General features: G+C 42.8%; 11 protein-coding genes. 4 read left to right on the top strand and 7 right to left on the bottom strand.

All coding sequences use genetic code 11. The features are described 5' to 3' along the window. The gene (gene truD, locus JMX94_RS03540; RefSeq protein WP_374220393.1) at positions 1 to 1,137 is read right to left on the bottom strand and encodes a tRNA pseudouridine(13) synthase TruD; all 1,137 of its coding nucleotides are present in this window, start codon (positions 1,135 to 1,137) and stop codon (positions 1 to 3) included. A 445-nt stretch (positions 1,138 to 1,582) separates the two neighbouring features. On the opposite strand from truD, the gene JMX94_RS03535 reads away from it, so the two are divergent. Beyond that, the gene (locus JMX94_RS03535; RefSeq protein ID WP_201563247.1) at positions 1,583 to 3,211 is read left to right on the top strand and encodes an FAD-dependent oxidoreductase; all 1,629 of its coding nucleotides are present in this window, start codon (positions 1,583 to 1,585) and stop codon (positions 3,209 to 3,211) included. A gap of 107 nt (positions 3,212 to 3,318) precedes the next feature. Then, positions 3,319 to 3,987 (top strand): GNAT family N-acetyltransferase, encoded by a 669-nt coding sequence (locus JMX94_RS03530; RefSeq protein WP_201563245.1) that lies wholly within the window; start codon positions 3,319 to 3,321, stop codon positions 3,985 to 3,987. 65 nt (positions 3,988 to 4,052) lie between these two features. Here the strand turns inward: JMX94_RS03530 and JMX94_RS03525 are convergent, their stop codons facing one another. Beyond that, on the bottom strand, positions 4,053 to 4,265 hold the full coding sequence (locus tag JMX94_RS03525; protein WP_201563243.1) for a hypothetical protein: 213 nt from the start codon (positions 4,263 to 4,265) through the stop codon (positions 4,053 to 4,055). Between the two features lie 204 nt (positions 4,266 to 4,469). Here JMX94_RS03525 and JMX94_RS03520 point away from each other — a divergent pair, with 204 nt between their 5' ends. Continuing rightward, entirely contained in the window at positions 4,470 to 4,838 is a 369-nt protein-coding gene (locus JMX94_RS03520; RefSeq protein WP_201563241.1) for a hypothetical protein, read from the top strand. A gap of 137 nt (positions 4,839 to 4,975) precedes the next feature. On the opposite strand, the gene gorA is transcribed toward JMX94_RS03520, so the two are convergent. The 3 genes from gorA to JMX94_RS03505 all read right to left on the bottom strand — a co-directional run bounded on the left by gorA (position 4,976) and on the right by JMX94_RS03505 (position 7,813). Continuing rightward, positions 4,976 to 6,331 (bottom strand): glutathione-disulfide reductase, encoded by a 1,356-nt coding sequence (gene gorA, locus JMX94_RS03515; RefSeq protein WP_201563239.1) that lies wholly within the window; start codon positions 6,329 to 6,331, stop codon positions 4,976 to 4,978. 218 nt (positions 6,332 to 6,549) lie between these two features. After that, complete coding sequence (locus JMX94_RS03510; protein WP_011280954.1) at positions 6,550 to 7,002, bottom strand: threonine/serine exporter family protein; 453 nt, start codon at positions 7,000 to 7,002, stop codon at positions 6,550 to 6,552. Position 7,003: 1 nt separating this feature from the next. After that, positions 7,004 to 7,813, bottom strand: a complete 810-nt coding sequence (locus JMX94_RS03505; RefSeq protein ID WP_201563237.1) for a threonine/serine exporter ThrE family protein — start codon at positions 7,811 to 7,813, stop codon at positions 7,004 to 7,006. A 163-nt stretch (positions 7,814 to 7,976) separates the two neighbouring features. Here JMX94_RS03505 and JMX94_RS03500 point away from each other — a divergent pair, with 163 nt between their 5' ends. Next, positions 7,977 to 8,258, top strand: coding sequence for a DUF503 domain-containing protein (locus JMX94_RS03500; protein ID WP_020444135.1), 282 nt, complete (start codon positions 7,977 to 7,979; stop codon positions 8,256 to 8,258). A 320-nt stretch (positions 8,259 to 8,578) separates the two neighbouring features. Here JMX94_RS03500 and JMX94_RS03495 read toward each other — a convergent pair whose 3' ends face one another. Continuing rightward, entirely contained in the window at positions 8,579 to 10,330 is a 1,752-nt protein-coding gene (locus JMX94_RS03495; RefSeq protein WP_201563235.1) for a DUF262 domain-containing protein, read from the bottom strand. 231 nt (positions 10,331 to 10,561) lie between these two features. Then, positions 10,562 to 13,468, bottom strand: a complete 2,907-nt coding sequence (uvrA, locus tag JMX94_RS03490; RefSeq protein WP_201563233.1) for an excinuclease ABC subunit UvrA — start codon at positions 13,466 to 13,468, stop codon at positions 10,562 to 10,564. Between the last annotated feature and the right edge of the window lie 502 nt (positions 13,469 to 13,970).

The following is a 13,970-nucleotide window of genomic DNA, read 5'->3' as shown; positions in this document are numbered from 1 at the left end:
TTAGCTAGTGGCTGACGAGGTGCTTAAGTTCTGTACCAAACTTGAAAGCACACTGGTCGCAAAGCTACCCGTCGTTAAGGTAAAGCTCAGCACCAATATAGGCTCATCATCTATGTCCTGCCATTCCCAACTTAATCCTTCAATCGGTAATCTTAGCGCGCGTCGTTGTGCTTTGATATCGCGCTTCTCTAATCCTGCTGCTAGCTGATGTAATAATGGGTCGTTTTGCACAATCTCATTTTCGATAGCGGCTGCTGCGCCACTGACTTTATCATTACCCACGCCCCATAACACGGCAGTCGGATGAATATCGCCGCTGGCAAGTCGCGCTTGTAAAGTCCCATCAATTGCTTCGCTGGCAAATATCGAGCCTGACCCGTCCAAATTAAATACTTCGCCTGCAAGCCCCGTAGTCCAGCTACCATCGCGCACCCGTGCTGCCAATATTTCATTAAATATCAAGCTACGCGCAGCAGACAGCTCCATGCTGTTTTGCTCGCGCGGCGCTTGTTTACGCTTGCTCTTTTTGGGCTGCGGACGACTTTCTGGCGCTGGACGGGCAAATAATGCCAATGCTTCTCTGACATTATTGCCATTACGACCAAAGCGCTGCGGGCCAAAATAATTGGGCACGCCCGTTGTGCTGATATTGGCTAAATGCTGCTCGACAGCACTTTTGTCACTTTTTTTAGCCGGTAAATCCTGCTCGGACGCTGTAACTTCTAAGTCCGCAAACTGGATATCTCGTAAAGTAATGATAAATTGATTGGCTCTATGGGTGCCGCGATTGAGCTTTTTATTATGCCAATGCTGCGCAAGGATAGTGAGCGATTCATTGGCGCTAATATCTACTGGGGCAAATTCAGACTCTGGTAATTGCTTCTTAGGTATGCGCAGGCTAAACCACTGTGTCGTTAGCGCATGACGGTCTTTAAGCCCTGAGTAACCAACATCGCGTAGTGGAATCTCTGCCCATTCTGATAGCAGTTTAGCCAGATAAGCGGTATTCATGCCCAGCTTTTCAATATGCAGCCATAAGTGCTCACCTTCGCCCGTAAAGTCGAGCGGCAATATCTCATTAACCACAAAATCTGTGGCATGGGCTTTATAAGTCGCTTGTGCTAAAGGCGGCTGCATCGGCTGTGGCAATTTAGCCGTATCAGTAGCGGCGCTAATATCGAAGCTTGCGATATCAAATGTCTTATCATCAAGCGTTTCGTTATTAAGTAAGTCGTTATTTAATTCGGCTTGAGAATTTGCGCTCAGGTTTGCATTATCGTCTTGAGAAGTCATAAAGGCATCTTTTTTTGATTATAGGTCTTAACGTAAAGTGGTCGAGATATGTATTAAAGGTTTAAAAGGCATTAAAGATTTAAAAGTCAAAATTACGTTTTGCAACGCAGGCAGCATACAAATAAACAGCGCCTGTCAAATGGGCTTGCTACTATCAAGGTATCTGATTTTTTAAATCGCGTATTTCTATCGGTATTGATTGATTTAATCAGCTGACATCAATACGTTTTCAGCAGGAATTTTTTAGCATGAACCAATAACGATCAATATTAAATGTTAAGGATAACTTATGAGCAATGCAACGATTCATACCGTCACCATTAGCAAAGCCGACATTCCAAATGGTGGCATGAAATCCTATAAACAGGATGACGATAGTATCATTTTAATCACGCGTGATGAGGACGAATTTAGCGCCTTTGATGGTAAATGTCCGCATGCTGGCGCAGATTTGGGCGATGGGTTACGCTGTGGCAATCGCGTTATTTGCCCATGGCATCATGGCAGCTTTGATAGTCGCGATGGCACGCTATTAGAGCCGGTCGCCATGCGCGGCTTGACCCAGTATGAGCTGACCGATGAGGGCGATAGCTTGATTGTCAATACCGCTGCGAAGATAGATAAGCGTGTGGCCAATGACAAAATGACGGATACCCATACCATTATTATTGGCGGCGGCGGCGCGGGCTTTATGACGGCCAATCAGCTGCGCCATACCGGTTATGGCGGCAAGATTACCTTAATTAGCCAAGACGATAAAGCCCCTTATAATCGTCCTTTATTATCCAAAATGTTTTTGGCGGGTAAAATGGATGAGAAATATTTAATGCTTGGTGGTGCTAACTGGGCACGTAACAATGATATCGATTTGCGCTTAAACCAAACGGTGAGCGAAATATTACCTAATGAGCGCACCATTGTCATCACAGGTGCAGATGGTAAAAGCGAGCAACAAACGGCGGACTTCTTAGTGGTAGCGACAGGCGCTGAGCCAAAAATACCACCTTTTAAAGGTGCGGAGCTCGATGGCGTTTATACGCTACGCAGTATGGATGATGCCAAAGAAATTAAAAATGCCAGTGATAATAAGCATGTCGTCATCGTAGGTACCGGTTTTATCGGTATGGAAGTGGCGTCGGCGTTAATGGAGGCAGGGAAGGCGGCCTCTATCACTGTCGTTGGGCGTAGTCGCCGTGTGATGGTGAATATCGTTTCTGAAGCCGTTAGTAATGCTTTAATCAAACTGCATGAGGATAAAGGCGTTAACTTTGCCTTTGGTGCGGGCGTTAATGAAATCAATGCCAGTGCAAACAATACTGGCAATGAAAGGGCTAAAGTCAGTAGCGTTACCCTATCAGATGGCAGCACGCTTGCCGCCGATATGGTGATTTTAGGAACGGGTGTCGCACCGCGTATTGAGCTATTGAATGAGGTAAACGCGCCAGATGGTGTGCAAGTTGATGAGCATTTGCAATTGCGTGACGGCGTCTATGCACTCGGTGATATCGCTAAAGCGACCAATCAAATGGGACGTATGCGTATCGAGCATTGGCGCGTAGCGTTGCAACATGGTTTAGTCACAGCGGCAGCTATCTTAAATGAGGATAATGTGGATTCGTTAGCGGAGCGTATTCCTTTCTTTTGGACAGGGCAGTATGGCAAAAGCCTACGCTATAGCGGACATGCGGCCACGCCTGATAATGGCATTTTATTTGGCTCACCTGATAACCTTGACTATATCGAATATTATTTTGACGATGATGGGGAGGATACGCGCGCCAGTGCCGCAAGCTCGCTCGGACGTGACAAAGAGCTGATTGCTTTCTCTGAGCTACTCCGCCGTGGTCATGCGCCAACGCGCGCCCAAATAAAGGCAGGATTTGATATTATCGAGCAGGCACAGGTGTTGTCGCGCTAGCATTTAGACGGTCATAAGGTTTACTATAAAGGCTGGCTTGGTTATTCAGGCCAGCCTTTTATACGATAGCTTTTATAATAAATAAACGGAAAAGGAAAACCGATGTTATGAGTACAGACCACATTAATAAAGAAACACTGAATAAAGAAGCCTTTAATAAAAAACCATTGAATAAAAAAACCGTATTTTTACGTCAAGCTGAGGCAAGTGATATTGATGCGCTTGAACAATTGCTAAATCGCTGTTATCGGCAAGCGGAAGGCTGGACCAATGAAGCAGATTTAATCGGCGGTATTCGCACCACCAAAGACGAGCTGTTAGCCGTCATCGCTGACCCCAAACATTACGTTTTTATTTATCCCAAAACCACGACAGGTGAACGTGATGGTAAAGAAACAGGTGAGTTATTAGGCTGTATCGCGGTCGATATAAAGGACGAGGCTGAGATAAGTAAGAGCGCTGGCAATAAAAAAGCCTATATCGGTATGTTTGCTGTACTGCCTGAGCTACAAGGACATGGCGTCGGTCATCAGATATTACAGGCGGCTGAGACGTTTGCGCAGCGGCACTTACAATCAAGTACGCCAACGCCTGATAAACATCCTGCGCGTCTGACCATGTCTATTTTAAGTCATCGTCCTGAGCTTTTGGCTTATTATCAGCGCCGCGGTTATCAATTAAATGGCAATAGTATGCCGTTTCCCGTCGATGGCAATAATGGTGAACCCAAACGTCAAGACTTGCAATTACTAGAATTAGAAAAGCTCGTGAGCTAGTAATAAGCCAATTAGGCTTATTAACCTCAATTCAGCTAACCTCATTTCAACTGAATCCAAAGTAATTAACCCCAAAAACGTCCAAAGGTCATAAATAGCCCGACACTCAATAGGAGAAATGCCACGATAATTAAGCGCTTAAACCAGTTAAAGGCGGGCAAGCGCGTGGCATTATCATCAGACATCAAGTAAGCAAACAAGCAAATCAAGCTTGCGACCAAGGTCATAATGCCCAGACCAATCGGTAATATGGAAACATACATCTGCCACACAAGCATCTCGCAACGGTCATTATTAAGCGCATCATAGCAGCATCGCGATTGTACTGTCAGCATTAAGCATTAGCTGCACTTTAATATTTTCATCTTATTTCCCTACGAAATTTATTTATAATAAGGTTAAGTAGGCTTTCTAAAATTAAGTTGGGTTTTTAGACATAATTCTGTATAGTGAAGTAACATTACAGATACATTGAGACTAGTATGAATAATTTTAAAAAATTGGCTCTAATCGCTTTATTGACGCCTCTATTTGCGGCGTGTTCAAACTCGCCTCCTGAAAGCACGGTCGAAGAGTTAATCGAAGCGCAGTATGCGCAAGCCAATAGCATGATAGATGATGCAATGGCGAATGCAGGCAATGATGAGATGGCAAAAGCCATGAGCGGTATGATGGAAGGCATGATGCCAAAACTTGAGCGCGTCGAGAATATCAACTGTGACAGCGTCGAGGGTGACAATACCTATATGTGTACCGCTGATATTACCCAAACGATCGCAGGGAATAGCCGTACCAATAAGACCAGTTTTAAAGTTTATCAAGTCAATGATGAATGGGTGTTGGGTAATTAGAAGGTTTGGTGTTTTTTAATAAATAAGCGTTAATAAATCAGCATGTCTACTGATTATGGACAATAAAAAAGGATGCCTAATAAGCATCCTTTTTATAATTTCTAAGACTGTGATTAATATCGCCCAGTCTATAAAAACTAACGCATCGTCACAAACTCTTCTGAACCCGTAGGATGAATGGCGACCGTATCATCAAAATCAGCCTTAGTAGCGCCCATCTTTATCGCCACCGCAAACCCTTGAATCATCTCATCGACGCCATAGCCGATACCATGCAAGCCAATCACTTTTTCATCCTCACCCAAGCATACCAGCTTCATCACGCATTTTTGACGGTGCTGGGTCACCGCACTATACATAGAGGTAAAGGTCGATTTATAGCATTTGATATTTTCTTTGCCATATTGCTCAACCGCGTCGATTTCAGACAAGCCAATCGTACCGATAGCAGGGTGGGTAAAGATGACCGTTGGTATCAAATCATAACTTAGATGCTCATTAGTCTTATCATTAAATAAGCGCTCAGATAGGCGACGACCGGCGGCAATAGCCACCGGCGTCAAATCAATGCTGTTTTCGATAATATCGCCGACCGCATAAATCCCTTTAACAGTGGTATTTTGAAACTTATCGACTTTAATTTTGCCAAACTCGGTCGTCTCTACCCCTGTCACTTGCAAATTGATATTGTCGGTGGAGGGCGCACGACCAACGGCCCAAATCAAGCAATCTACCGTATCGAGGGTACCATCTTTGGTGCATAAGGTCAGACTACCATCTTCATTTTTATTGACCTCAGTTAGCGTCGTATTAGTGTGCAATTGAATGCCGTCTTGCTCCATCTCTATCAGTAAGGTTTCCACGATAGTGTGGTCAAATGAGCGCAGCGGCGAGTGTTGACGCACATAAAGATGTACCTCAGCGCCTAAGCTATTCATTACCCCTGCAATTTCAACGGCGATATATCCTGCGCCGACGATAGCCACGCGTTTTGGCAGATGATTCAAAGCAAAAAAACCATCAGAATTGATGCCGTATTCTGCGCCTTTGATATCGGGTTGAATCGGGTGACCGCCCGTCGCAATCAAAATATGGTCAGCGGTAATGAGTTCGCCATTGACCTCTACCGTATTGGTATCGACAAATTTGGCGAAGCCTTTTATCACCTCAACGCCATTTTTCGCCAAATTATTATCATAAGAGCGGTGAATATTTTCGATATATTGTTGGCGACTTTGTACCAGCTTTTGAAAGTCAAAGCCTTTTAATTCAACATCAAAGCCATAATCTGGCGCATACTTTTCGATGGCTTCAGCCACTTGCGCGCCGTACCACATCACCTTTTTGGGTACGCAGCCCCAGTTTACGCAAGTGCCGCCCAATTTGTCGGCTTCGATAATGGCGCATTTTTTGCCATAGCTCGCTGCGCGGTTGATTGAGGCAATGCCGCCGCTACCGCCGCCAATGGAAATATAGTCATAATGTTTTGTCATGGTTAAGTCTCTTTATTCAGTACGTATTAATGCGTATTGGTGCAATTTTGCAGTCTATTATTTTTTAATGCTGTTATTTTGAACTCTATTGTAATGGGTATCATTATTAATCTTACAAGGTTTTGCTTATAAGGATATGCCAGCTAGTATCAGAATATAAAAGCATTTAGGCGAAAATAGCTTGATGTCTAAGCCCATCTACACCTACTTATACCCGCCTAAACTATGGCACGCCGCCTATAAAATAACAGTCCGGGAATGGATAAGCCTAGCACCAATCCCGAGGTTACAAACAAGGCCTCAAATAAATACACCATCATTTGGCTAAATAATTCGTCGGAAAAACCAAAATAACCAATTTGCACCATACTGACCATCGCCTTATAAGCAGCGATACCTGGCATCATACAGATGACGCTCGGTGAAATTAACGCTTTGGGCGGCAGCGTATATTTTTTAGAAAAGTAAACGCCCAAGAAGCTGGCAAGCATCGCCCCAAAAAAGCTAGCAACCACCAGATGGATATGCTGATAGACAAGTGCTGTTTTTAGCCCAAATCCAAACGCGGTCATCAGCAAACACGGCAAAATATAGCGTTTGGGCACGCTAAACATCAGCGTCCAACCAAGGGTAATAATGCACGACAACACCACGGTTTTAATGAACCACATCTTAAAACCCCCAGTGCTGTATTCTAAGTAAAACCAGCGCCATGACGATACCAACGCAAGCGGACAAGGTCAACATATAGGTAAAAACGGCACGCCCAACGCCAATATTGACATAGCCTTTTAGGATATCTGAGAAAGAATTGATCAAAGGAAAGCTTGGTACCAGTAACAGCACGCTAGAGGCAACGGCAATATCGGCATTATTACCAATATCAAAATAGTAGGTCGTCGCCCCAATTAAAGAGGCGATAAAAGCCGTCACAATGACCGTGATAAAGGGATTAAAATGGTGTTTGGCCAGATAAATGCGAGTGAACATCGCTACCATACCCGCGATAAAGGTCACGGCGGTAATCGACCAACTGCCACCGTTTAGATAAGCAAACGCAGCACAAGACGCCCCAACAAATATGCCCACCAGCCATGTTGGATACACCGACTTATTATCTAACTCATCAAACGCAAGGGTCGTGCGTTCAGTTAGCTCAGGCTTCAGTTTGTCATTATCATTATCTGTGAGGGCTTCAGTTTTATTGACAATTTGCTGAATTTGTACCAATAAATTGACATTAATGCTTTGATTGATCGTGTCTCTGGTGGTGGTGATACAGCGCTCATCACAGATAGTGGTCAAGGTAATGGCATTGAAGTTTAGCGAACATTCTACGCTGTTCATCCCCAAGGCAAGCCCTAAGCGTTTGGATAAGTCCACCACCACGGCAGACTCAGCGCCATATTGCATAAGGAGTAATCCGCAGCGCACGCATAATCGAGTAATGTGCTGTTGCTGTACGTAGCTGATAGAGGTCATTGATTAGATACGCATATTGGCTATTGTGAGATTTGTGAATGGTATAACTATAAACAGTGTGAGCGGTTATAGGCTATCGAGACAGCAAGGTAACGATAGCATAACTTGCCGTGCTTATTTGCTACTATTATAAAGCGTAAACCACTGTCGCAAGGAGAATAAAATGCATATCGCTATCTTAACCCTGACTTTTGCGCTACCCGGCTGTAGCTCGTTAAAAGAAAAACGCCAACGCATGGGCGGCTTGCATGCACGTTTTGGCAATACGCCAAGCGTCGCGGTATGTGAAAGTGGTGAGCGTGATCGACATGACGCCAGCGAGTGGACGTTTGTGATCGTTGGACTGTCTAAACGTGAGGTCGAGTCTCAGTGTAGCCAAATTGAGGAAAAGCTAGAACGTACGGTAGATGCAAGGGTGATGAATGTTGAGAGAGAGTTTATATAGTTAGAGCGCTTTTATTACTGGGCGCCAATCCCGCTTTCCGCTCATATCTTGGTCGCCCACTAGAGCGGTGACTAATAGCCAGTAGCATTCCTGTTGTCTCAATACCGCTACTAGCTAAGTCCCCGCAAGCTAGTGGTCAACCAAGGATAACCGCTACAATCGGGGCTAAACAGCGCTTCAAGGCGACTATTTAGAATTGAAGATGAACCTGATGATTAGGTTGGTGTGAAGAAACTATACCCAACGCCCCATTAGATCGGAACGACGGATATCTCAAGCTTTACCCAACCTAAGAACTTAATAAATATTGTTGATATAGTTTAAATTTTTTTATTGAGAATCTCTGTGTAATAAGTTTTAGCTAGTTCTTTGGACCTATTCTCAATATTAGATTTTTTCCATTCTTCATTATCATCTGCAAATTTATTTACCCATACAAAATTAGATTTTTTATAAATAGATTTTTTATCAGGATAACTCAGGCAACCTGCTTCTTGGTTTAATTTTTCTTCCAATACTATTAGATTTCCGATATTAAATGTAATATCGTCATCATTTTCAGGGTATATATGCTCAATACTGCTTACATCTGAGAATACTTCGCTCTTGTCGAATAAGGCGTTTAGCTTCTGTATAGCATATTTAGTTTTTAAGTTACTGTGCTTTGCCTTTTTAGTGAAGCTCAACAAAATAAAGCTCTTTGAAAACTGTTCGAAATCTGGGAATAAAGCGTCCAGCGGTTTTTTTAATAAGTTATCTATTTTATCGTGAGCCTCATTTTGGCTCTCACTTGTTCTAAGGCTAATTGCAAAAGTAGCATATATTTTTTCAAATTTATTTGCTCTTCCAGAGGTAACAGCATTGTAAGAAAAATGAAAGTTTTCTAGGTAAAGTACTGTGGATTTAAATACCTTAGTAGAAATATGACCTTGATTTTTCATTTGGAATAATGCCAATAACGCTACTCTTACCTGTACGATATTAAAATAATTCATTAATACATTTAGACTCTGAACTAACCAGAAATACTCTTTCCTATTATTATAATCCTCTCTCATAGGATTCAGTATTTTTATATAATCAATTGCGTTGGACTCAAGTTCTTCTAGAAAATTTCTGTATCTAGTCTCGTTTTTTGGAGTAACTTTTGTTAAGAAGTCGTCATATAGCTTAGTGCCTGTTGATTTTTTATATTTTGATATCCAAAAATGTCGATAGTAAGTAGCTAATCCAACAGCTTCTGTCCTAGATATAAGCGTTGCCTTAATCTTATTCCACTTTATCTCAGCATAGTCAGCAGGAACTTCTTGGTCAAGCACTTCGAATATCTTGTTTTTTATCAAGTCAACATGAGAGAGTTTCTTTCCTTTAGCATTTAAGATCTCGAATATCATGTTTGCATTTTTTTTATCAGGAGTTGTTATGGCTATAAAAATAGTACCTAAAACTTGATCTCTAAGAGATTTCAAGATATCTACATATGTGATTTGGTCTACTCTATCACTACCAATATTTTTTTTAAGATATGTTCTCAGGCTATTTTCTTCCAATCTACTATAAAGATAATCAAAGGAATTTTTAATAAGCTCCTCCTCTTCGGTTGCTACTTCCTGAGCAATGCTTTTTTCTATATCTTGGATAAAGTATGAAAAATAAGGGTAATGTGTCTTACTATCTAGGACCTTATAATCCTCTCCATCATCATTTTTATCTACAATATACTTGAATAACTGTTTACTTAAGACTTTCTCATTAATTTCTTTAAATCTATCAGACAGAGCTGAGAATAGGATCGTAATTGTTGTAAGACGTTGTTGACCATCCACCACGTGTATGTACTTATCCACCCTGTTTTTATCTACAAAGTCGCCTATAAATAGCATTGTTCCTAAGAAGTAGCTTGTATTCTTTAATTCATTATTCTCAAGAGTAAGGCAATTCAACATATCATCAATGAATTCCTGATAATTCTTTTTATCCCATGAGTACTCTCGTTGAAAGCGAGGTATCGAGAACTGACTCCCAGAATTGAAAAGTAGCTTTATACTTGTATCGTTAGGTTGCATATCCATTATTCTTTCCTAGTTTTTTTCTGGGGAGTATTGATTGAATGGGGTATAAAATTTCATTTTACATTTAAAATGTGAGTTTAGGGAGCCATTTATCACTGATTGTAGCGGTTATATTGCTAAAACATGCAAGTTGCAACAGCTTAATTTTGAAGTGAATATGAGGGGCAATATAGACATCAAAAAAGGCCACTCCCTAAAGAGTAGCCTTTTATCAATCATTCACTAACTGTATTAACTCACTTCTTTCATCGCTTGCTTAAGCATCGGTTTTAAGAACTCACCAGTATATGAGCCTTTGACTTCTGCTACTTCCTCAGGCGTACCTTCCGCGATGATCAGTCCGCCACCTTTACCGCCTTCAGGGCCAAGGTCAATCACCCAATCCGCCGTTTTGATGACATCCAAATTGTGCTCGATGACCACGATGGTATTGCCTTTATCGCGTAGAGTATGCAAGATATTGAGCAGCTTATCGATATCATGGAAATGCAAACCAGTGGTTGGCTCATCTAAGATATAGAGTGTCTGTCCGGTATCCCGTTTGGCAAGCTCACGCGCCAATTTGACACGTTGCGCTTCACCACCTGATAATGTCGGTGCCGACTGTCCCAGACGGATATAACTAAGACCAACATCCATCAAGGCTTGTAGGCGACGATAAATCGCTGGAATGGCTGAGAAGAACTCAGTCGCATCTTCAACGGTCATATCGAGCACGTCGGCGATATTTTTACCTTTATAGTGAATCTCTAAGGTCTCGCGGTTATAGCGCTTGCCTTCACAGGTATCACACGGCACATACATGTCAGGTAAGAAATGCATCTCAACTTTGATAAGACCATCACCCTGACACATCTCACAGCGTCCGCCTTTGACGTTAAAGCTAAAGCGACCGGCTTTATAACCACGAGCACGTGCTTCTTGCGTTTGTGCAAACATCTCACGAACTGGCGTAAATACACCCGTATAGGTCGCTGGGTTTGAGCGCGGCGTACGACCGATTGGGCTTTGATCGATATCGACCATTTTATCTAAATGCTCAAGACCAGTGATGCTGTCATGCTTATCGGCGATGAGCGTTGATGCATTATTTAATTGCGTTGCGGCTAATGGCATCAAAGTACGGTTGATGAGGGTAGATTTACCAGAACCCGAAACCCCAGTGATACAAGTCATGATACCGATTGGCAAGGTCAAATCAACATCGTGTAAGTTATTGCCGGATGCGCCTTTTAGCTCAATAGTCATTGGAACTTGTTTCGGCTTGGCTTTACCTTTGACTTCCATATCAATCGTTTTGGCTTTATGGCGAATGCTTGGAATCTCGATTTTTTTCTTACCAGACATATATTGTCCAGTCAGCGATTCTTTATTGGCCATGATGTCATCGACCGTACCCTGAGCGATGATATGACCGCCATGGACGCCCGCGCCAACACCGATATCGATAACGTGATCCGCTTGGCGAATAGCATCTTCATCATGCTCAACGACCAGTACCGTATTGCCCAAATCACGCAAGCGCGTTAGGGTTTTTAGCAGACGATCATTATCGCGCTGATGCAGACCAATGGATGGCTCATCAAGGACATACATCACACCCATCAGACCTGCGCCAATTTGGCTGGCAAGACGAATACGCTGCGCTTCACCGCCTGATAGCGTCTCAGCAGAGCGCGCTAGCGATAGATAATCAAGCCCAACGCTAACTAAGAAATTTAGACGCTCATTAATCTCTTTAAAGATTTTTTCTGCAACTTCACCTTTATGACCGCCAATTTTTAGCGTTTTATAATAGTCAGCAGCGTCACCGATAGACAGCTTCACGATTTGGGCGATGGTTTGATCATCAACGCGGACATTGCGTGAAATCTCATTGAGACGCGCGCCATCACAGACGTTACAAGTGGTATCGGCTAAATATTTTGCCAACTCGTCACGCACAAGGTTGCTTTGGGTTTTGGCATAACGGCGCTCTAAATAAGGCAGCACACCTACAAATGGCACCGTCTTATTGGTCTTGCGACCGCGCTCATCAGTAAAGTTAAAGGTCAGCTTCTCTTTACCTGAGCCCTGCATGACGATATCTTGCTGCACTTTTGGTAGCTCTTGCCACGGTGCATCCATGTCAATTTTGAAGTGATTGCAAACGGTTGAAAGCAGACCGAAATAATAAGCATGACGCTTATCCCAACCATTAATCGCGCCTTGATTGAGCGATTTTTCATGATGGGTAATCAGCTTTTCGGCTGAGAAATACTGACGTTTACCGAGACCATCACAGCTTGGGCAAGCACCATACGGATTGTTAAAACTGAACATGCGCGGCTCAAGCTCAGAGACAGCGCGATCACAAACAGGGCAAGAGTGCTTGGCTGACATGACTTGGTTTTCATCGCCGCCTTCTTTTGGATTGCCATCCATAAAGTGTAGCGTCACCAAACCTTGGCCTAAACGTAGAGCCGTCTCCAAACTTTCAGCGACACGGTTACCTAAATCATCACGGACTTTAAAGCGGTCAACGACGACTTCGATGGTATGCTTTTTCTTCTTATCCAGTGTCGGTAGCTCATCAGTATCGTAGACATCGCCATCGACGCGCACACGTACAAAACCTTGACCAATCAGTTGCTCAAGTAAAACCGTATGTTCGCCTTTACGCTCGCGAATGACGGGTGCCAAAATCATGATCTTGGTATCATCGGGCAGCGCCATGACTTGATCGACCATTTCAGTCACCGACTGCGCGACCATTGGCTCGCCATGCTCAGGGCAAAAGGGCGTACCGATACGCGCATAGAGCAGGCGCAGATAGTCATAAATTTCGGTAATCGTACCAACCGTTGAGCGCGGGTTATGGTTGGTTGATTTTTGCTCGATGGCAATCGCCGGTGACAAGCCTTCGATACTATCGACATCGGGCTTTTCCATTTGCGAGAGGAACTGACGCGCATAAGCCGAAAGACTTTCAACATAACGGCGTTGCCCTTCAGCATAAAGCGTATCAAACGCCAATGAAGATTTACCAGAACCTGATAAACCGGTAATTACCACAAATTTATCGCGTGGAATGTCTAAATCGATATTTTTTAGATTATGAGTGCGTGCGCCGCGAACCTTAATATACTCGTGTGCCATCGGTGATAGGTTTCCTATTTGCTAAAATGGTATTTTTAAAAAATTTAAAAGGGTCAATTAATATGAGTGAAATGATGCATTGAAAACGTAGATAATTTTAAAAATGCTATTCAAATTAATATGGCTTTATAAAAGTATGTGGTTTTCATTATGTAGTTTTCATAAAGCCATAGTAATGGTTATCTCTTGTACAATACCTTTAATACTTGAAATGGATAAAGGTAATCTAAATAAAGGGTCACTAATATGAGTGGTTTGTTATAGATTTGGCAAAATAACGTCGTTTTATAAAAAGATTTGTCATAAAGTTTTTTTAGACCATTTTTCAGAGCACAACGTTCTCAACGTCTTACTTTATTGGCATGACAGCAGGATTATTCAAGGTGTAATGACCCATTAGATGCACTTGGTAACAAAATTATCGGCTCTAATTATCAGCTCCATAAAAAGCGTGAGTAGGTGCTACCACTGCCGCTGCGGCAGCTATATAAAAGTTTCGGCA

Source organism: Psychrobacter sp. CMS30 (genome assembly GCF_904846565.1).
In the GTDB taxonomy this organism is placed as follows: domain Bacteria; phylum Pseudomonadota; class Gammaproteobacteria; order Pseudomonadales; family Moraxellaceae; genus Psychrobacter; species Psychrobacter maritimus.
Note: the sequence above shows the minus strand (reverse complement) of the source record. Positions and strands in the feature narration are given on the sequence as shown.